The sequence below is a fragment of the Sporomusa sp. genome (assembly GCF_035561255.1).
GTDB lineage: Bacteria > Bacillota > Negativicutes > Sporomusales > Sporomusaceae > Sporomusa.
Window position 1 is genome coordinate 1 of the sequence record NZ_DATMXX010000378.1, and the last position, 21,414, is coordinate 21,414.

Here is a 21,414-nt window from a genome sequence, read left to right on the forward strand (position 1 = left end):
ATGTAATATAATCTAGAACTATAGTATAAAGCGTGAAAAAATACTATAAAAGTATGCAGACAGTATACTTTTTATAGTATTTTTAATGCAAATGACCAGGTCTTATATAAACCGGCTTAGTACGTTCAAGGCAATTATCATAGTTTTGGATGGCCGAAAGAGAAGGGGAGACATTTACATGAGTAAGATGAGTTTAAAGTTCACCGCCGCAGTAATTGTAGTCTTAATAACAGCCGGTATGCTGGCAGGTTGTGGCGGGATGTCCTCAAATGACATTAAAGTGGGTATCCTTAATGAAATGACAGGCGGAAACGCAACAATGGGTACCTCCTCTGCGAATGGCGCAAAGATGGCTATCAAAGAGGCCAATGCCAAAGGCGGCCTGTTGGGTAAACAGATTCAGGCTGTCATTGCCGATAATAAAAGTGAACCGTCGGAAGCCGCTAATGCAATGACCAAACTGGCTGCTCAGGACAGGGTTGTGGCTGTAACCGGTATGTTCGCCAGTTCTAATGCGATTGCAGCCTCCAGTGTGGCTGAATCGACAAAAGTACCTTTCCTTGCCGTAGGTGCGACAAATCCCAAGGTAACTGTAGATGAGAAGAGCGGTAAGGTAAAAGACTATACTTTTCGTGTCTGTTTTATTGACCCGTTCCAGGGCACAGTTGGTGCAAACTTTGTACTTAATACATTAAAACTTAATAAAGCAGTTATCTTAGTTGATAGCAGCAGTGATTATAGTAAAGGTCTATCGGCCTTCTTCAAAGAGGCGTTCTCTAAAGGCGGCGGCAGTATTTTAGCTGAAGAGGCCTATTTGCAAAAAGACCAGGATTTTAAGACAATCCTGACTAAGGTAAAAGCCCTGAATCCGGAAGTCCTGTATGTACCCGGTTACTACGAAGAAGTAGGTAAGATTGTCAAACAAGCCCGCGAATTAGGCATTACTGCCCCGATTGTCGGGGGGGATGGCTGGGATTCACCTAAGCTGGTAGAGATCGGTACGGCAACTGCTTTGAACAATACTTATTTCACGAATCACTACTCTGTGGATGATACCAGCGCCGCTTCCAAGGCCTTTGTGGAGGCTTATAAAAAAGAGTATGGACAAGCGCCTGATGCCATGGCTGTGCTTGGCTATGATGCCGCTAATGTGCTGCTTGATGCCATTAAACGTGCCAATAGCCTTGAGCCTGCAAAAATTCGTGAGGCCTTGGCTGCTACTAAGGATTACCCGACTGTAACAGGGGCGACCACCCTGAATGCCAGTCATGATGCTGTGAAAAATGCCGTCATTATTGAAATGAAAGAAGGCAAGCAGGTATACAAGGCGACTGTTACACCGTAGAAAATTAAATTGCCCTATTATAGCAAAACCGGGTCAGGAGATATTCCTGACCCGGTTTTGCTATAATAGGGCATTGCCAATAAAACTATCTATAACCTTAACCTATTACAGTTACCTGCTTATTCTCTTGTCAATTGTTCTATTACAGGGATTTGTGGGCGGCCAGAAGAGGAGTTTTAGTAAAGTTGCAGAAATGAAATGAAGTGAAATTCAAAAAGTTACAACTATGGAGGAACGAGCATGACACCTATATTATTTTTGGCGCCTTTTCCCGGTATGGCTGATTTGGCCACTGCGATAGCCAATAAGATGGGGGTCCAGGTTATTGTAGAGGTGACCGATGATGCGCAGGCTAAATCGGTAGTGAAAAAATACCCGGATACAGAGGTTGTTGTCAGCCGGGGCGGGGTGGCTGAACAGGTTAGAGCTTTTGACAATCTGACTGTTGTTGAGATTACGATGTCTGTCAATGACTTGCTGAGTGTATTAAGCAGGCTTACCGGACAGGGGATCCGGAGAATTGGCATTGCCAGCCGCGCAAATTTATTTGATGGTACAATGGGTGATTTCTGCATTGCCGACACCGAGGTGTCTATCCGTTCCTGTATTGATGAACGCGAGATTCAGCAAACTGTCCTGCAGTTCTTTGACCAGAGGGTTGAGGCGGTTATCGGCTGCCGGATGGCTTATGAAACAGCCAGGGAGTGTGGTTTGGTTGCCGAGCTGTTAGACTCCAGTGCTGTTTCTATAAGAAAAGCCATTGAAGAAGCGGTCCGGATTTTAAAGGCCAAAGAAAGCGAAAAGCTCCAGGCAGCCCAGCTGATGGCGATTATTAACAATATCGAAGAAGGGGTTATAGCGGTAACTGATGACAAAAAAGTTAGTTTCTATAATAATCTCGCTAAGCGGATATGCACGGAGCCGAACAAAAAGCTAACCTTTGCTCATATTGTAGATTTGCTGAATTACCGGAATCAGGAAAAAATCGTGACAATTAACGGTAATAGTGTGCTTGCCCGCATTATCCCGCTGGAATTTAATAATAAAAAGCGGGGCGATGTTATTACTTTTCAAGAGGTATCAAGTATTCAGGCTTTTGAGAGAAAAATTCGCTTTTCTTCTTATCAAAAGGGCTTGTATGCTAAGCGTTCTTTTGATGATATGATCACTCAGTCGGCAGTAATGAATCAATTGATTACTAAAGCGAAAAATTATGCTACGTATAAGTCCAATCTATTGATTTACGGCGAAACAGGAACTGGTAAAGAGGTGGTTGCACAGAGTGTGCATAATCACAGTAAATATCACAAAGGGCCGTTTGTTTCCGTCAATACAGCCTCTATTCCGCCAAGTCTTCTGGAAAGTGAACTGTTTGGTTATGCTGAAGGGGCATTTACCGGGGCGCGCAAAGGCGGTAAGCAGGGCTTGTTTGAATTGGCGCATGGAGGGACGATCTTCCTTGATGAAATTGGCGAGCTTACCCCTGAGATCCAGAGCCGGTTACTGCGGGTTCTGCAGGAAAAAGAGATTATGCGCATTGGCGACGACAAGATCATACCTGTCGATGTACGGATTATATCGGCAACAAACCGTGATTTGTTTGAACAAGTCAAGAATGGGGCTTTCCGGCAGGATTTATATTACCGGATTCATGTGCTCGGGCTGCGTATTCCGCCACTGCGAGAACGGGCTGAGGACATCCCGCTCCTCTTTGACTATTTTGTAAAAAGAATGAGCGCCAAAGAAGGGAAAAACGTAAAGATTAGTGCCGGTGCCATGAGAGTGTTGACAGCCTACTCCTGGCCGGGTAATATCCGGCAGCTTAGAAACATTGCCGAGGTGGTCACTTACTGTGGCAATGAGCTTATTGAACCTGGACATATCGCTGATGTGCTCAGGGAACAGGAGACCCGGGTTGAACACAGTAACTTGATTACCATCCCGGAGGGTGGCTCGCTAAAACAGATGGAAAGCGAGATCATAAAATGTCTTTTGTCAAAATACACATCAGATGAAGTGTGCCGGCAATTAGGGATTAGCAGGGTAACCTTATGGCGGAAGACTAAGGAAATGTTTCAATAATGAAACGGATGTAATTTCATATAAGAAACAAAAATGATGAAGTGTGCCCGAGAATCTATGGTTTTAGCTTGGCACACTTCTTGCTATTACTTATATTGGAGAGCTGTTGATTCAAAACAGACAGGGGTGATCATTCAGCAGAACGGTGGACAGGGTTTAGAGGATCTAATCAAAAAGGGGGAGACGTACAAGTATGAAAAAAATGGTTAAAAACAGGTATGTATTGGCACTCATCGCATGTGTTATCGGGCTGACTCTTGTACTTGCAGGCTGTGGTGGTAAGAAGGATGAAAAGAAAGCGGCCGCTGATGAAAAGATTGTCATCAAGATTGCCTATGGCAATAACGTCGGTGAGCCGAACGACAAGGCTGTCCGCGAATGGGGCCGCCTTATGAAAGAGAAAAGCAATGGTAAGGTTGAGTTCCAGTACTTTCCCAGTTCGCAGCTTGGCTCACAAAAGGACGTGACTGAACAACTGACAATCGGAGCTAATGTTATCACGATCTCCGACGGCGGTTTCCTGATGGACTATGTGCCAGAGTTTGGTGTAACATATCTGCCATACATTTTTGATAATAAAGAGCAATTGTATAAATTAGTTGATAGCGACCTGTTTAAAGATCTCTCCAAGAAGCTTGAGACCAAAGGGTTATATGTCGTTCACAGCAAATGGATCTATGGTGACCGTCACCTGATTGCAACCAAACCGGTTACAAAACCGGAAGACCTCAAAGGTCTGAAAATCCGTGTGCCTAATATTAAGCTTTCTAATGAAATGATGAATTCTATGGGAGCAGTAGCCACACCAATGCCGTTGGCAGAAGCCTATCCGGGGCTGATGCAGGGTGTAATCAATGGGGCGGAGAACCCAATCCCGGTTCTTTATGGCGGCAAGATGTTTGAAGGTGCCAAATACCTTATGCTTACCCGCCACCAGGTAAACCTGTCTACCTGGATTGCCGGTAAGAAATTTATTGATAAGCTGCCGCCTGAGGTTGTGCAGCAACTGAAAGAAACCGGTGAAGAAGCAGGCCGGTTCCTGGAAAAAGAGAATGAAAAAGCAGATAAAGAATCTATTGAAAAAATGAAGGCTGCCGGTGTTCAGGTAATCGAGGTTGACCGCAACGCCTTTAAAGAGGCTATGAAAGATTTCCCCAAGAAATTCAAAGAGTTCCCGCCTGAACTGATGGATAAGGTATACTCCATCATTAAACAGTAACAAAACCATAACCCGGCCTCGGTTTTGTGACCGGGGCCGGATTACTCAGCGATTGTATCAAGCATAAAGGAAGTGATAAAGTGGGACGTCAGCTATGGAGTTTTATCAAAAATTTTGACGAGATTGCTGGAATGATCTTAATGGCTTTTATTATTGTACTGGCTTGTGCCAATGTATTTATGAGGTATGTTATCGGCAGTCCCTGGGGCTGGGTTGAGGAAGTAACCATTTTTACGTTTGTCTGGCTGACTATGTTTGGCGCCGCCGCTGTAATCAAAGCGGAAGGGCACTGTAGCATTGATGTGTTAACAAGAAAGCTGCCGCCTGGTCCAGGGCGTATTATAACCATCTTTGGCAATTTTTGCATACTTTTAACAATTGGTCTGATGATCTGGTATGGAACAGAACTTTCTATATTGGCTACCAGTAAAGTAACGCCGATACTTGGCATCCCTTATTCTTATGTTGATGCAGCGCTCCCTGTTTCCGGTATCTTTATGTTTGCCTATTATCTCAGGAGTACCTGGCTGCATCTCATCGGTAAAGAGCAAAACTGCAAAATGGAGGAATTACAATAAATGTCTGTTTTAATTGCTTCATTAGTGATGTTGGCGCTGTTTGGCATTAATGTGCCGGTGGCCTTTGCTGTCACTTTATCGACCTTTGTCTATTTCTTTGTTGCCAATGACCTGTCGCCGGTTATGGTTATTCAGCGTATGGTTGGCGGGGCCGATAATGTACCGTTATTGGCAATTCCATTTTTTATGATGCTGGGATCAATATTAAACTATACCGGGATTACCCAGCGGCTTTTGAAATTGTCTGATCTGCTTTCCGGTCATTTGCGCGGTGGGCTGGCGCAGACTAATGTGGTACTGGGGGCGCTTATTGGCGGCCCGTCAGGCGCTGGCCTTGCTGATGCCGCGATGATCTGCAAGGTATTAGTGCCGGAAATGGTGCGCAATGGCTACAGCCGTCCCTTTGCTGCGGCCCTTACCTCGGCTTCGGCGCTCCTTGGTCCGATTCTCCCGCCAGGAATTGGCTTGATTATCTATGGCTTTGTATCCGACACTTCAATTGGCAAACTCTTTCTGGGCGGCATGGGACCTGGCGTACTGCTCACGATTCTATTAATGGTGGCCGTTGACTATGTTGCCAGAAAACGTGGCTATAAGCCAACCCGCACCAAGATGCCGTCAATTAAAGAGGTAGCCATCGCAACAAAAGATGCCATCTGGGGACTTATGCTGATGGTCATTATCCTTGGTGGTATCCGGTATGGTATATTTACACCAACCGAAGCCGGGGCAGTAACGGTCATTTATGCGCTGATCATCGGCTTTGCCTATCGTGAGACTAAGTGGGCCGATGTCAAAGCTGCCCTGTCCGAATCGGCTCGTGCCAATGGCTCCATCATGCTTATTCTGATGGCCTCAGCCGGTTTTGCCTGGATACTCTCCTGGGAGGGCGTCGCTGAGAGTGTGACCGTTATGCTGACCGATTTTACCGACAGCCCGGCCATGTTCTTGCTGATTGTTAACCTGTTTCTGTTGGTTGTTGGTATGTTTTTGGACGGTAATGCGGCCATCATTGTTCTGACGCCGCTGTTAATGCCTACCGTACATGCCATGGGGATTGATCCTGTGCACTTTGGTATTACGATGATCTTCAATCTGTCCATTGGCGCCATTACGCCCCCGTTTGGGACAACAATGTTTTTGACATGTAACCTGACTGGGGTAAGGATGGATGAATATATGAAAGAAATTCTGCCATTTTACGTAGCGCTGCTGGCAACACTGGCGGTTACAACCTACTATCCGCCGTTGAGCTTAATCCTCGCAGAGCTCGTCAAGTAAAGGAGTGTTTCACATGAAAGCTGTATACTTGCAAAACCCTGGCGATATTAAAATCGCCGAGATCGAGAAACCGCAACGCGGCAAAGACCAGATCCTGATTGCCGTCCGCAGTGCCGGGATTTGCGGCTCAGATATCGGTGCCTATCGTGGTACTAATCCGCTTGTTTCCTATCCGCGGATTATCGGTCACGAGATTGCCGGTGAGATTATTGAAATACCTGAAGACGAAACCAACTTTACTGTCGGCGACCGGGTTATTCTTGAGCCCTATGTTTATTGCGGCACCTGTTATCCATGCTCAATTGGGCATACTAACTGCTGTGAAAACCTGACCGTGCTTGGTGTACATATTGATGGCGGTATGGCTCAGTATTTTTCTCATCCCCGCCACCTTGTCCATAAAGCACCTGACAGTATTCCCTGGAGTATATTGCCAATGGCTGAGCCGCTGGTTATCTCAATGCATGCTGTTACCCAGCCAAAGACCCAGGCTGGTGAGCATGTGGTCATTACCGGTTGCGGTCCTATCGGTCTTTTAGCGGCGCAATATGCGCTTACTCTGGGAGCCATCCCGGTTGTTGTCGATCCTGTAGATGAAAGACTGGCTCTGGCGCGGCAATTGGGAATAACCCACACGGTTAATCCTGTTACTAGTGACGCTGTTGCGGAAATCCGGGCAATAACCAATGATCGTATGGCCGAGGTTGTGATTGAGGCCTCAGGCGATGCCCGGGCCATTCGCAGTGCGATTGACTATGTTTCCTATGCCGGACGCATCTCCTTTGTCGGCTGGCCTAAGAATGAAATTCCGCTGCCGACTGCCTTATTTACCAAAAAGGAGCTTACAATTGTCGGCTCCCGTAACAGTGTCGCCATGTTCCCCGAGAGCTTGCGCCTTATTGCTGAGAAAAAAGTCGATGTTGCTGCCCTTGTTACCCAAACGGTACCACTAGAGGATATTCCGCCTACGGTTCAAGACATTTCCGAACATCCGGAAAGATACCTCAAAGTCATCGGCTTGTTTTAATCTAATACGAAATTCAATAAGGATTTTCTTTTCGACATGATGGTAGTAACGCGTCACCGCTGGCGCTTGACTACCATCATGCCTGTAAATCCTTATTGGTTACTATATAACATAGGGAGTGAAAAATATGAATCAATTAAACGCTACAACCCTAAAAAGCTTAATACCGCCGTCCGACCTGGAGGTAGTTGCTGCTAACAATTTACCTGAGCGGGTAATCCAGTTTGGCGAGGGAAATTTCTTAAGGGCTTTTGTTGATTGGATGATTCACCGGCTTAATAAGCAAGGCTTATTCAACGGCAAGGTTGTACTGGTTCAGCCGATTGCCGAAGGGCTTGCCGACAAGATTAACGAACAAGACGGGTTATATACCCTATTATTGCGCGGCCTGCAAGACGGTAAGATTGTTGAACAAAAAGAGGTTATAACCTCTGTCAGCCGGGGTATCAATCCGTACACAGACTGGACTGCCTGCCTGCAGTGCGCCGAAAACCCGGACATTGAGTTTGTTGTTTCCAATACAACTGAGGCCGGCATTACTTATGACCCGGCTGACCGTCTTGACAACACCCCGCCTGTTTCCTTCCCCGGCAAACTGACTGCTTATCTGTATCACCGCTTTCAGCATTTCAAGGGCGATACTGCCAAAGGTATGGTCATCATCCCCTGCGAGCTTATTGAGCGCAACGGTGAACAGTTGCAAGCCCTTGTATTGCGGTTAGCCCGGGAATGGGGCCTGCCGGCAGCGTTTGGCGAATGGGTTGCCAAGCACAATACTTTTGTTAATACCCTGGTAGACCGGGTTGTCACCGGTTATCCCAGGGATGAAGTCCAGGAACTGGAACAATACCTGGGATATCATGATGGATTGTTAAATACCGGTGAGTTATTCCATCTGTGGGTTATCGAGGGACCGGAGGAGTTGGCTGAACGGCTGCCTTTCGCCCAAACAGGCCTCAATGTGATCTGGACAACAGATATGTCGCCGTACCGTACCCGTAAAGTTCGCATTCTAAACGGCGCGCATACCTCATCGGTGCCGGTGGCTTATCTTTATGGTTTGGAGACAGTCAAAGAGATGATGGACCATCCGGTCATGGGCAAGTTTATCCGCCAGGTCATCTGGGAGGAGATTGTCCCGTCGATTAAACTAGACCGGGATATGCTGAGCGATTTTGCCAAAAGTGTGATTGAACGTTTTGAGAATCCTTTCATTAAGCACTATCTGCTTAGTATTTTACTCAACTCGTCGTCTAAGTTTAAAACCCGCAATCTGCCATCATTGCTTGAATACTACCAGCTAAATGGCACGCTGCCTGAGAGACTGGTATTTTCGCTGGCTGCTCTGATTACCGTCTACAAAAACGGTATTATTGAAGGGGCGGCTATGAAAGCACAGCGCACAGCCGGTGAGTTTATTATGAAAGATGATCTGTCTACCCTCGAGTTTTGCGCCGGTGCCTGGAAGGCATATGACGGCAGTGCCCAAAGTGCCGCTAAAGTGGCTTATACGGTATTGGGTAACACCGGAATCTGGGGTACTGATCTCAATACAGTTCCTGGTCTCACTTCGATGGTTACAGCATACCTCTACGATATTTGTGAACATGGTATCCAGGATACTGTGGCCAAATTAGTCGAGTAGCAAATCAATTGGAGGAATAACATGTCGTTGTTACAGATTCATGCAAATGACAATGTGGCCGTTACCCTGGTGCCGGTTGCGGCTGGTGAAGTGCTGGCAATAAACGGCCAAAGCCTGCAGGCTGCTGTTGCTGTAGATAAAGGCCATAAGGTTGCCCTCCGCAATATCGCTAAAGGGCAAAAGATTATCAAATATGGCTTTCCTATCGGCATCGCCTCAGCAGATATTAAGGCAGGTGACTGGGTTCACACCCACAACCTTACTACCGGCCTGGGCGAGATCTTAGAATATGAATATAAGCCTGAACTTAATGAGATAATGCCAATTGCTGCAAAAATGTTCCAGGGGTACCGCCGTCCGGACGGAAAAGTTGGTATCCGTAATGAGGTTTGGATTGTCCCCACTGTCGGCTGTGTCAACAAAAATGCCGAACTTATTGCCCGGCAGGCAACCCTGGAATATGGCAGTATCGCTAATATTGACGGAATCTATGAGTTTAAGCATCCTTATGGCTGTTCCCAAATGGGGGACGACCAGCTGACTACCCAGCGCATTCTCGCCGACTTAGTTGCTCATCCCAATGCCGGGGCCGTGCTGGTGCTGGGGCTGGGGTGTGAGAATAACAATATCGGGGAATTTAAAAAGATACTGGGTGACTACAATCCGGACAGGGTAAAATTCCTGGAAGCGCAGTCTGTTGAAGATGAGATTGCTGAAGGTGTACGGATTATTGGTGAACTTGCCGGGTATGCCGGGCAGTTTGCCCGGCAGGAATGCCCTGCCTCTGAATTGATTATTGGTCTTAAGTGCGGTGGCTCAGATGGTTTCTCCGGCATTACCGCCAACCCGCTGGTCGGTGCTTTTTCCGACAGGCTGACCGCCATGGGCGGCACAACCGTGCTGAGCGAAGTCCCAGAGATGTTCGGGGCTGAAACCATCCTGATGAACAGGGCTGTTAATCAGGAGGTTTTTGAGAAAACCGTGCAGTTAATCAATGGTTTTAAAGAGTATTTTGCTGCCCATAATCAGACGATCTATGAAAACCCATCGCCTGGCAACAAGAAGGGTGGTATCTCAAGCCTTGAGGACAAATCGTTAGGCTGTACCCAAAAGGGTGGTACCAGCAGTGTGACAGATGTCCTGAATTATGGTGACCGGGTCAAAACAAAGGGGCTAAACCTATTAAGCGGCCCTGGCAATGACGGGGTGGCAACAACAGTACTGGCTGCTGCCGGTTGTCATATTATCCTGTTTACCACCGGCCGCGGCACGCCGCTCGGAACGGTTGTTCCAACCGTAAAAGTTGCAACAAACAGTGAGTTGTTCAGTAAAAAACGCAATTGGATGGATTTTGATGCCGGCCAGTTGCTTGCTGGTGTGAAGCTGGAGCCGCTGACCGATGTGTTTGTTGACTATATTCTTGAGGTGGCTTCCGGCCGGCCGACCCAATCGGAAAAAATGGGGTTCAGGGAGATTGCGATATTTAAGAATGGTGTAACTCTTTAGAACATTTTCGTTTTATCCATTGACGGCCTTCTTGACCCTCTGCTATAATGACGATGATAATTATATACAAAAAGCACGGTTAAGGTGCCCCCGCTGACGGGGGAGAATAGGGAAGTCGGAGTATGGGAGCGATTCCATACATACGCGCGGGCCCACCACTGTACCGGGAAGACCTTACATATGTCACTCGCAAGGGGAAGGCGTAAGTGTTGATGAACCGGGAGCCAGGAGACCTGCCTTACACTGTTAAACCACCTTCATGGAAAAGAGGGCTTTTTTGGGATTACCCAAAAGAGCCCTTTATTTTTTCACCATTTATAATTGTACTAAATATGGGGGGTTATTATGAGTTTACTACAAGAGACACTATTGCGCATTACGGCACCGGACACTGTTATCATGCAGCAGGTACAGGATAAACTGGATGGAATGCTAAGGCCGGTGGGCAGTCTTGGCCGCCTGGGGCACATGGTACGCCAGTATGCGGCCATAACCGGCCGGTTGCAGCCGGCCGTGCCGCGCACCTGCATGGTTGTAGCCTCGGCCGATCATGGGGTTGCCAGGCAGGGGATTAGTGCTTACCCGGTGGAAACCACTGCCCATATGACGGCTAATTATCTGATCTCAAAAGGCGGCAGTGCCAATGCCTTCGCTAATTTTTGCGGAGCAGATATGGTCGTCGTTGATATGGGTGTGGCTGTTGATTTGTCGCATGTCCCGGGGCTCTGGCAACGGAGAATAGCCTTTGGCACTCAGGATTTTACCCAAGGCCCGGCAATGACGCGGGAGCAGGCTGTACAGGCCATTGAGACAGGCATTGAAATAGTCAATGACCGGGTACAGCAGGGCTACAACTGCTTTAGCCTGGGCGAGATGGGGATTGGCAACACAACAGCCAGTGCGGCCATTGTCGGGTCGTTTACCGGTTTGTCGCCCGAGCAGGTTACCGGCCGGGGGACAGGCATATCTGACAGCCGGATGCAGGTTAAAATTGACATTGTTCGCCGCGCACTGGCCTTGAATAAGCCTGATGCCAGGGACGGGCTTGATGTTCTGGCAAAGGTGGGTGGCTTTGAGATTGGTGCCTTGGCCGGTGTTGTTCTGGGGTGTGCGGCCAACCGGTGTGCTGTTGTCATTGATGGGCTTAACACCACCGCGTCGGCCTTAATCGCCAATGCTATCCACCCTGTGAGCAAAGAGTATATGCTGGCCTCTCATCTATCAGGTGAACCGGCTCATATTATTGCACTGCGATATCTTAATCTGGAAGCCTGTTTGGATATGGGGGTTCGGCTGGGGGAAGCAATCGGGGCTTCTATAGTTGTCGATATGCTAACTGCCACTGTGAAAATGCTCAATAATCTGGGAGGTCAGTCCAATGCTTGATAACATTATTATGTTAATAAAACCCTTAGATGTCGCCGCCATGGAAAAGTGTCAGCTAAGGCTGGATAACCTGACAAAACCCCTCAACAGTTTGTATTCATTTGAACACATAGCCCGTCAGTTGGCTGGAATTACTGCCAATCCCCGCCCGGGGAACCTGGCAAAAAGCATTATTATTATGGCTGCCGATAATGGGGTTGCTGAAGCAACTGGTGCTGGCGGGGAGGAAACTGCTCAAAGCGTAGGCAGCTTCTGCCGCGGCAACGCCCCTGTTCATATGTTTGCCGAACATGTTAACGCTAAGCTGATTTTAGTCGATATTGGCGTAGCTGCCGATCTGCCGCCGTTGCCGGAGCTGCAGCATGCCAAGGTTGCTTATGGCACAAAAAATATGACTCAGGGACCGGCTATGACGCGGCAGCAGGCTGTGCAGGCCATTGAGACCGGTATGGAAATTGCCCGCCGGCAAATAGCAAAAGGTGTCCGGGTTTTGGGCTTAGGAGCAATGGGGCAGGGCGGTACCGCTCCAGGCAGTGCCATTATTGCCTGTTACAGCGATAAGCCGCTGGACGGGTTAGACGGGCAACTGAGTGCTGTTATTCAAACAGCACTTGCTGTCAACAAGCCTGATAAGACTGATCCGCTGGATGTGTTGAGCAAAATTGGCAGCCTGGCAATTGCCGGCCTGGTTGGTGTCATACTCGGAGCGGCGGCCGGCCGGGCGGCTGTGGTTTTGGACGGTTTGGCCACAAGCGCGGCAGCCCTGATTGCCGCCAGCCTGGCGCCGGAAGTAAAGCACTATTTGATCGGCTCGCACTTTGCTGTCGAACCGGCCCAGCAAACTGCCCTTGATTTGATTGGCATACCGGCCTATCTTAAGCTTGATATTACTCAGGGCGAGGGCGTTGGTGCTGCCTTGGGCCTGTCGCTTGTCAAGGCCTCTGAGCATGTAATCAATGATATGAAAACCTTTGGTGAGGCCGAGGTTGCTGTGGCCCAGGACGGGCCGGGTGCATTAAAACAGAGCAAGGATGTTAAAGATTAGACCCGGACATGAGGTTTTTTCACCATGTGGAACGAGTGCAGCAGGTATTTGGCAACTGACAGCTAATTAAAAGCTCTTGTCGCTATTTAAGCTGTAAGGGAGATACCTGTATGAAATCCTCACGAAAACTTACTACATTAGCCAATACTCTTTTCTGGTTTAACGGCATTGTTTGCCTGCTGCCCGGGGTGGTGCTGATCCATATTGCCGGTAGCTTTCAGGTAGATACCCATATTATCGGCTATATTTACACCCTGTTTACACTCGGCAATATAACGGCAGTGCAGTGTAATGGCCGCCTGTTGGAAAAAACAGATATAAGGCTGCAGCTATTGCTGGTTGCAGCCCTGGTGGCGGCAAGTATTATTGGTCTTGCCAGTGTCGGCAGTTTGCCGGTATTTGCTTTTTGTGTATTTGGCCTTGGTGTCGGCAATGGTTTTTTTTCTTCGACAGCCAGTTATATGATCGTTCACTTATACGATAATAAAGACCGGTCTTCACGACTCAGCTTACTCCACTTTTTTTTCAGCATTGGTGCTATCATTTCACCGCTGCTTTCCGGGGCCTTGCTGGCAAATGGGATTGGGTGGCAGTCTATTTACCTTTTGGTATTGCCATTGCTGGCGTGTGTTTTGCTGTTGGTGTGGTTTACGCCGGTTAGGTTAAGCAAGCGGCAGCAACAACATACGGATAAGAATAAAAGTGTTAAACTCACCCTTAGTGTCTATGCAATAGCCGTAAGCCTGTTCTGCTATATGATTGCAGAAGGCAGTTTTATGTTCTGGGGGAATACCTATTTTATTGAATATCTGGCTGTAGATGCAACCCAGGCTGGTTTTCTCATCTCGGTATTCTGGTTTTTCATGGCGGCAGGCAGGATCTTATCAGGGCTGATTTTACGAAGAGTCAATGCGGTACAATACATTTTGTTTTGTTCAGGCATAGCCTTTGCCGCCTTTATGGTGTTGGTCAATAATGTGGATTATTTTACTGTGCTCGCGGCAGTAAGCTTAATGGGTCTGGGCTTCTCCGGGCTGTATGCATGCATCTTGTCATATGGTACCCTGCAGCTACCGTATCCGTCGGCGGCATTGATGTCGCTTTATATCACATTTGGCTCATTAGGGGGATTGACCGCTTCGCCCTTTTCCAGTTGGCTGAAACATTCCTTTAGCTTACAGACGGCACTGCTGATTAGTGGCAGCTTTATGGCAGTCGTATTCTTTTTAATAGGGGGAACTGTCCTGTCTGCTAAACGGAAAGAAAAATATTGCCAGCACTAAAATAAGAAAAACCGCTAACGCGGTCTTTTGGCTTTGCACATATCAAATAATCCAGGAATACAAGGGAATGGTTTTACTTTTGGCATGCCCTTGGCTCCCCCTGTTTTATTAGGACTTTCAGCCTCTCAAAACTTATAAATTCTGATACATAAATAAAAACAGCAGCACCCTCACCGGGAGAAGGGGCTGCTGTTTTTTTTTTATTCAATAATCAATTTTTAATATTGTCAAAATACTTTAGTCATGCTAGTATGGTAGTATGGTAGAAAACAATTAAAGGTAGCGAGGGAGGATCTGGACGTTGTTAATTATAGAGCAAAAACCTCAGGAGTCAATTCGTGAATATGTTTACAGGTTTTTGAGAATGAACATTATCGACCTCAATCTTCCTCCTGGACAAAACATTTCCGAACAAGATGTGGCAACCCAGCTGAGTGTAAGCCGGACTCCGGTACGGGAGGCTTTTATCAAGCTGGCACAGGAAAATCTGTTGGACATTATTCCCCAAAAGGGTACCTATGTTTCCCTGATCGATATTGACCAGGTTGAAGAATCTAAATTTGCCAGAGAAACTCTGGAAAAAGAGGTTATTCAGCAAGCCTGTATCGATTTTCCCAGTGAGGATTTGTTTCAGCTGCAGTCCTGTCTGGCGCTGCAAGAGCTGTGTATCAGCGAAAAAAACTATCACCAGTTCTTTGAACTCGACGAAACTATGCACGGACTTATTTTTAAAGGGTGTAAAAAGAGCCGCACCTGGAACATGCTGCATCTGATGAATGCGCACTATAACCGGGTTCGTATACTCAATCTCAAGGTGAAAGAATTTGAATGGGAACAACTGCTTAAACAGCATCGGGCCCTTGTTGATGCGATCCGCGATCACGATGTGGATTTGGGTAAGAAAACAATTGATTTGCATTTAAATAAGGTAGTTGTTGATCTGGAACACCTGAGAAACGAGCAGGGGCATTATTTTTTGCCTTTTAAACAACAGCTGTTTACTATGACAAACAAATAGGGGGAAACCATATGCTTATGTCTTTTCGTTGGTATGGCAACAAGCTTGATAAAATCCCGCTGAGCTATATCAGGCAAATCCCGGGAATGAAAAATGTGGTCAGCGCCATATACCACATCCCAGTCGGTGAAGTGTGGCCTTATGAGGACATCCTGGAGATCAAAAACCAGATTGAAGCCGCTGGCCTTACTTTTAAAACCGTGGAAAGCGTAAACGTTCATGAGGATATCAAACTTGGTCTTGCTACCAGGGACCGTTATATCGAAAACTACTGTATTACGCTGAAGAATCTGGCCAAGGCAGGGGTTGATGTAGTTTGCTACAACTTTATGCCTGTTTTTGACTGGACCCGGACAGAACTGGCCAAAGAGCTGCCTGATGGCTCCACAGCCCTGTTTTATGATGAAAAGATTATCAAAAATTTAGAGCCGGCCAAGCTGGTTGCCGAGATGGAGAAAGGCTCTAACGGCTTTGAACTCCCTGGCTGGGAAAAAGACCGTTTGGCTTCGATTAAAAAGCTGTTTGATTTGTATAAAGATGTTGATGAAGAAAAACTGTTTGTAAACCTTAAATATTTCCTGGAAGGCATAATCCCCACCGCCGAAGCGTGCGGCATAAAAATGGCTATTCACCCGGATGATCCACCCTGGTCTGTGTTTGGTCTGCCGCGGATTGTAACCTGCAAAGAGAACCTTGAGCGGATTATCAAACTTGTTGACAGCCCGTCCAACGGTCTTGCATTATGCAGCGGTTCGCTTGGTGCTAATCCGAATAATAACATTCCGGAGATCTTTGGTCATTTTGCCAAAATGGGGCGGCTCCATTTTGCCCATGTGCGCAATATTAAGATCTACGAACCAGGTGTGTTTAGTGAAGTGGCCCATAAGGACGATACCTCCTCGCTTGATATGTACGGTATCATGAAAGCGCTTTATGATGCAGGTTTCACCGGCCCGTTGCGTCCGGATCACGGCAGGATGGTTTGGGGTGAAGAAGGCATGCCTGGCTATGGACTCTATGACAGGGCGATGGGTGCTGTATATCTGTATGGCTTGTGGGATGCCATCGGCAGGTGCTCAGAGGGGGCCTTTTCCGCTAAATAATCACAAATAAGCAAGGGGGCTAAGGCCTTGGAATGTCTGAAAAGAATTGCTCTAAAGATTGATACCTTGTTTGAGAATTGTGCAATATTGGCGTTGCTGGGTGTTATTCTTGTTATGGCTGTTCAGGTATTTACACGAAAAGTATTTAATTTTGTTTTCTTCTGGTCAGAAGAAGCCATTCTCTTGTGTCTGGTATGGTTTGCCTTCATGGGGATAGCCATTGGTTTTCGCGAGGGTGTGCATATGGGGGTCGAAGCGCTGACAGACCGCATGTCCCCTAAGGTTAACTTCTGGCTTGACAAGTGGATTGAGGTAATGGGCCTGCTCTATGGTTTATACTTTGTTATCTACGGCTGGGAGTTTACTGTGTTGATGTTTGACTCCACCCTGCCGGCCACCAAACTGCCTAACAGTATTGTGTATCTTGTTATGCCGGTGAGTGGTCTGATGGTTTGCGCATATTCACTCTTGCATCTGGCTGGCATTGATACCAAGCGTCATACCGGATCTGATCTTGAGATTGGCGGAGACAACATGGAGGGCAAAGTATAATGGATGTAAATGATATTGCAGTATGGCTGCTGGGAATTAGCTTTATTGGAACCGTACTTCTTAAATTGCCTGTAGCCCAGGCGTTATTTGCCTCATCTTTGTTAACCATGGTGTTTCTTGACGTTCCCCTGCCAACTGTTGGGCAGCAAATGATAAACGGTGTCAGCACCTTTTCCTTGTTAGCCATTCCCTTTTTCATTCTCACCGGTCAGATTATGGGTGAGGGCGGATTGGCTCAACGGTTGGTCGACTTCGCCAGTCTGCTGGTCGGCCGGATTCGGGGTGGCCTGGCACTGGTAAACTGTATCGCCTGTATGTTCTTTGGTAATATTTCAGGATCAGCCGGTGCTGATGCTGCTTCAGTCGGTTCAGTTATGATCCCGGCCATGAAGAAAAAAGGGTATGATGCCGACTATGCGGTTGGTCTGACGATTTCTTCGGCTATCCAGGGTGTTGTTGTTCCGCCTAGCCATAATCTAGTGTTGTACTCGATCGTTGCCGGGGGTATCTCCATTAAGAGTCTGTTTCTTGGCGGTATTGTTCCAGGTTTTATATTACTTGCTTCACTGATGACTGTAGCCTATATCATGGCCCAAAAACGAAATTACCCAATCAGCGATCCGGTTGACAGAAAAGATATACCGCGTATTGTGTTTGATGGACTCTTATCTATTTCTCCGGCCTTCATTATTCTTGGTGGTATTATCTCCGGGGTGTTTACTGCAACTGAGTCAGGGGCCCTGGCAGTCGTTTATTCCTTTATCCTGGCTTTTGGTTTTTACCGTGATGTACCGGTAACCCGCATGTGGAGTGTGCTCAAACGCACCCTGCGTACGGTATTGATGGTTTACTTCCTGATTGCCGCCTCGGCTGCTTTTGGCTATGTAATGGCCTACCTGAGCATACCGGATATGATTACTTCCTGGTTCCTCAGTATCTCAGACAACAAATATGTTATCTTAATGCTGATGAACATCCTGCTCATAGTTCTGGGGGGGCCGATGGATATGGCGCCTATGATCCTGATTCTGACACCTGTTCTGCTGCCGGTAGCGGTAGCGTTTGGCATGGATCCTGTTCACTTTGGCCTGATGCTGGTATTTAATGCCGGTATCGGATTATTGACGCCCCCGGTTGGAACCGTACTATTTATCGGCTGCGCAATCGGCGGGGTCAGTATATCCCAGGGCACTAAAGCGATGATGCCATTCTTTTATGCCATGCTGGTGGTTCTGCTTCTAATCACTTATGTCCCGCAAACTGTCTTATGGCTGCCATCTCTCTTTAAATAGAGTCTGTTTAGGGTTATACACCGATGGCAGAGGGGGCGATTTTGTACAGATACTGTCACACGCTGTATTAGGTTTTTATATTAATTACTAAGGGGGAGAACAATGAAAAGTAAAAAATGGTTAGCGGCATGTTTAGCAGTTGTCTTAGGGGCCGGAATCATGGTAGCAGGCTGCGGCGGCGCTAAAAAAGATGGTGCTGCAGGTGATACCCAGAAACCTAAGTACACTTTCCGGTTGGCAGAGGCGCATCCCTCTGACTACCCTACAACTCTGGGTGACAAAAAGTTTGCCGAGCTTGTTAATGAAAGAAGTAAGGGTCGCATTCAAATAAAAGTATTTGATTCTGCTCAGCTTGGTGATGAAAAGTCAGTTGTTCAGCAGATTCAAATGGGCTCACTTGAGTTTACCCGGGTCAGTACCGGTAACCTGGCTGAGTTTAACAAGGCATTTGGCGTATTCTCCCTGCCGTATATATTCAATGATGATGCTCATGTCTGGCGTTATCTTGACAGTGAAGCAGGCAAGCAATTATTAGCCAGTCTTGATAAGTCCAAAATGGTAGGACTTGCCTATTATAGCTCAGGCTCACGCAGCTTCTACACCAAAAACCCTGTTAAGACCCCTGAAGACTTAAAAGGGATGAAGATTCGTGTAATCCAAAACGCGATTAACATTGATTTGATGAAAGCCTTTGGTGCCAGTGCAACCCCGATGGCGTATGGCGAAGTATTCAGCGCCTTGCAGACCGGTGTTATTGACGGTGCTGAGAACAATGCCCCCAGCTTCCTGACCGCCAGTCATAACCAGGCTGTAAAGAACTATGTGTTAGACAGCCATCAACGGGTGCCTGAAGTGTTAATGATGAGTAAACTTGCCTGGGACAAACTATCTGAAGAAGACCGTTCCCTCATCAGACAAGCGGCCCTTGATTCTGTTCAATATCAGAAAGAGCAATGGGACAGATTTGACAAAGATGCCATGGATAAGCTTATTAAAAGCGGCGTAGTTGTTACTGAGATTAAAGATGTCAAACCCTGGCAGGATGCTGCTAAGCCGGTTGTTGAAAAATACGGCGTTGACTTCAAAGCCGAATTGGAAGCTATCCAAAAATTAGCTAAATAGTCGGGCCAAAACTTATAATTGCAGAGGCTGTTCATCACTCAGATGAACAGCCGTTTGTTTAGCCGCGTTACCAATAACCTTTCCATTCCTTATATTAGTATGGGATGATTGGGTTGTGGCAATTTTAGAATTATGATTGCTTGTTAAATCAGATTGATAAAAAAGAAGGGAGTCCTCCAATGTTACAGTTAAATAAAGAAAGTATCAGGAATGCCGACTTGTGGGAACAAGCCGGTATCGAAAATATACATTTTAATTATGAGCAAATGGCAGCTTTGACCAAAGAAAACCCAACCTGGGTTCACTTCGGGGCTGGCAATATCTTCAGGGGTTTTATTGCCATGCTGCAGCAAACGCTCCTCAACTCTGGCAAAGCAGAGACTGGCATTGTTGTTGTCGAAACCTATGATGAGGAAATTATTGAGAAGATTTATGCGCCTTACGATAATTTAGGTTTGCTGGCGGTTATGAATACTGATGGCAGCCTGGAAAAAAAGATTATTGGCAGCATCAGTGAAAGTTTGGTTGGGGACCCTGCCAGAGAAACTGACTGGCAACGGCTAAAAACCATATTCTCATCCCCGTCGCTACAGCTCGCCAGCTTTACTATCACTGAAAAGGGTTATAGCTTAAAGAATGCTGCCGGTGAGTTTGCTGCAGCTGTGCAGGCAGATATGGCAAACGGTCCGGAACGGCCTCAGAGCGTAATGGCCAGAATCGCATCCCTGGCTTATACCCGCTACAAAAATGGAGAACTGCCGATTGCCTTTGTCAGTATGGATAATTGCTCCCATAATGGCGATATACTACACAGCGCTGTTGCAACAATTGCCGCCAAGTGGAGTGAACTGGGTTTAGTGGAAGCAGGGTTTCAGCAGTATATAAATAATCCGGCAAAGGTTTCTTTTCCCTGGAGCATGATTGATAAAATTACCCCCAGACCTGCCGAAAGTGTTAAAGCGGCATTAAATAAAAGCGGTTTTGCCAGCACTGAGATTCTGTGTACAACTAAAAATACATTTATTGCCCCTTTTGTTAATGCCGAAAAGTCTGAGTATCTGGTCATTGAAGACAAATTCCCCAATGGCCGTATGCCGCTGGAGCTTGCTGGTGTAATCTTTACTGACAGGCAGACTGTGGATAGGGTTGAGAAAATGAAGGTATGTACCTGCCTGAATCCACTGCATACCTCTTTGGCCATTTTTGGCTGCCTGCTGGGGTATACATTGATCGCAGATGAAATGAAAGACCCGGAATTGAAAAAACTGGTGGAAAAAGTAGGCTATGCCGAAGGGATGCCGGTTGTTGTAAACCCGCAGATTATTGATCCGGAAGCCTTTATTCGGGAGGTTATTGAGGTAAGATTCCCTAACCCGTATATACCTGACACACCGCAAAGAATTGCCACAGATACATCGCAAAAGGTTGGAATCCGGTTTGGAGAAACCATCAAGGCCTATAGCCAAAGACCGGATTTGCAGGTAGCAAACCTTACCTATATCCCCCTTGTGATTGCCGGCTGGTGCCGTTATTTGCTGGGTGTGGATGATCAGGGACAGGAGATGAGCTTAAGCTCAGACCCGCTATTAAGTACGCTCACGGCGCATATTGCCGGGATTAGCCTGGGTGTCAGCAGCGCAGAACAGGTCAAACTGGAGCCAATACTTGCTAATAAGGCTATATTCGGCGTAGATCTGTATGCTATTGGTTTAGGAGAGAAGATTGAGGGTTATTTTGCTGAAATGATTGCTGGAACCGGTGCTGTAAGAGCAACCCTGCAAAAGTACTTATAAAAATACGATCCACTCCTGTGATCTTCGTGAACGCATAAAAGCTCACGCAGCGGTTTGAGATGACTGCTGCCTGAGCTTTTTCCTGTTGCTGGAAAGAAAAAAACACCTAACCATAAGGTAAGGTGAATATATAAATT

At 46.9% G+C, this 21,414-nt stretch carries 17 protein-coding genes and 1 riboswitch; all 17 genes read left to right on the plus strand.

The genetic code is table 11. The features are described 5' to 3' along the window. Window positions 1–178 precede the first annotated feature (178 nt). The 17 genes from VN379_RS21575 to VN379_RS21655 all read left to right on the plus strand — a co-directional run bounded on the left by VN379_RS21575 (window position 179) and on the right by VN379_RS21655 (window position 21,277). On the plus strand, window positions 179–1,345 hold the full coding sequence (locus VN379_RS21575) for an ABC transporter substrate-binding protein (protein ID WP_325537711.1): 1,167 nt from the start codon (window positions 179–181) through the stop codon (window positions 1,343–1,345). Window positions 1,346–1,585: 240 nt separating this feature from the next. Next, a complete protein-coding gene (locus VN379_RS21580) occupies window positions 1,586–3,427 on the plus strand; it encodes a sigma 54-interacting transcriptional regulator (protein WP_325537713.1) in 1,842 nt (613 codons plus the stop codon). 193 nt (window positions 3,428–3,620) lie between these two features. Next, window positions 3,621–4,646, plus strand: a complete 1,026-nt coding sequence (locus VN379_RS21585; RefSeq protein WP_325537715.1) for a C4-dicarboxylate TRAP transporter substrate-binding protein — start codon at window positions 3,621–3,623, stop codon at window positions 4,644–4,646. 80 nt (window positions 4,647–4,726) lie between these two features. Continuing rightward, the gene (locus tag VN379_RS21590) at window positions 4,727–5,224 is read left to right on the plus strand and encodes a TRAP transporter small permease (protein WP_325537717.1); all 498 of its coding nucleotides are present in this window, start codon (window positions 4,727–4,729) and stop codon (window positions 5,222–5,224) included. After that, window positions 5,225–6,505, plus strand: coding sequence for a TRAP transporter large permease (locus VN379_RS21595; RefSeq protein WP_325537719.1), 1,281 nt, complete (start codon window positions 5,225–5,227; stop codon window positions 6,503–6,505). 13 nt (window positions 6,506–6,518) lie between these two features. Further along, window positions 6,519–7,532, plus strand: coding sequence for a zinc-binding alcohol dehydrogenase family protein (locus VN379_RS21600; protein WP_325537721.1), 1,014 nt, complete (start codon window positions 6,519–6,521; stop codon window positions 7,530–7,532). Between the two features lie 127 nt (window positions 7,533–7,659). Continuing rightward, the gene (locus VN379_RS21605; protein WP_325537723.1) at window positions 7,660–9,177 is read left to right on the plus strand and encodes a tagaturonate reductase; all 1,518 of its coding nucleotides are present in this window, start codon (window positions 7,660–7,662) and stop codon (window positions 9,175–9,177) included. A 21-nt stretch (window positions 9,178–9,198) separates the two neighbouring features. Then, complete coding sequence (locus VN379_RS21610) at window positions 9,199–10,683, plus strand: altronate dehydratase family protein (RefSeq protein WP_325537725.1); 1,485 nt, start codon at window positions 9,199–9,201, stop codon at window positions 10,681–10,683. 64 nt (window positions 10,684–10,747) lie between these two features. Next, window positions 10,748–10,938: riboswitch (cobalamin riboswitch) on the plus strand. A gap of 90 nt (window positions 10,939–11,028) precedes the next feature. After that, entirely contained in the window at window positions 11,029–12,069 is a 1,041-nt protein-coding gene (gene cobT, locus VN379_RS21615; protein WP_325537727.1) for a nicotinate-nucleotide--dimethylbenzimidazole phosphoribosyltransferase, read from the plus strand. Beyond that, window positions 12,062–13,114: a nicotinate-nucleotide--dimethylbenzimidazole phosphoribosyltransferase gene (locus VN379_RS21620; RefSeq protein WP_325537729.1), complete on the plus strand. Its 1,053-nt coding sequence runs from the start codon at window positions 12,062–12,064 to the stop codon at window positions 13,112–13,114. The genes cobT and VN379_RS21620 overlap by 8 nt, the downstream gene beginning before the upstream one ends. 110 nt (window positions 13,115–13,224) lie before the next feature. After that, the gene (locus VN379_RS21625) at window positions 13,225–14,397 is read left to right on the plus strand and encodes an MFS transporter (protein ID WP_325537731.1); all 1,173 of its coding nucleotides are present in this window, start codon (window positions 13,225–13,227) and stop codon (window positions 14,395–14,397) included. 301 nt (window positions 14,398–14,698) lie between these two features. Continuing rightward, window positions 14,699–15,415 carry a GntR family transcriptional regulator gene (locus VN379_RS21630; protein ID WP_325537733.1) on the plus strand — a complete coding sequence of 239 codons (717 nt, stop codon included), beginning with the start codon at window positions 14,699–14,701 and terminating at the stop codon, window positions 15,413–15,415. 11 nt (window positions 15,416–15,426) lie between these two features. After that, window positions 15,427–16,518 carry a mannonate dehydratase gene (gene uxuA / locus VN379_RS21635; RefSeq protein WP_325537735.1) on the plus strand — a complete coding sequence of 364 codons (1,092 nt, stop codon included), beginning with the start codon at window positions 15,427–15,429 and terminating at the stop codon, window positions 16,516–16,518. 27 nt (window positions 16,519–16,545) lie between these two features. Further along, complete coding sequence (locus VN379_RS21640) at window positions 16,546–17,070, plus strand: TRAP transporter small permease (protein ID WP_325537737.1); 525 nt, start codon at window positions 16,546–16,548, stop codon at window positions 17,068–17,070. Beyond that, window positions 17,070–18,362, plus strand: a complete 1,293-nt coding sequence (locus VN379_RS21645; RefSeq protein WP_325537739.1) for a TRAP transporter large permease — start codon at window positions 17,070–17,072, stop codon at window positions 18,360–18,362. The genes VN379_RS21640 and VN379_RS21645 overlap by 1 nt, the downstream gene beginning before the upstream one ends. Window positions 18,363–18,464: 102 nt before the next feature. Next, a complete protein-coding gene (locus VN379_RS21650) occupies window positions 18,465–19,484 on the plus strand; it encodes a TRAP transporter substrate-binding protein (RefSeq protein WP_325537741.1) in 1,020 nt (339 codons plus the stop codon). A gap of 179 nt (window positions 19,485–19,663) precedes the next feature. Then, the gene (locus VN379_RS21655; RefSeq protein ID WP_325537743.1) at window positions 19,664–21,277 is read left to right on the plus strand and encodes a mannitol dehydrogenase family protein; all 1,614 of its coding nucleotides are present in this window, start codon (window positions 19,664–19,666) and stop codon (window positions 21,275–21,277) included. Window positions 21,278–21,414: the final 137 nt, after the last annotated feature.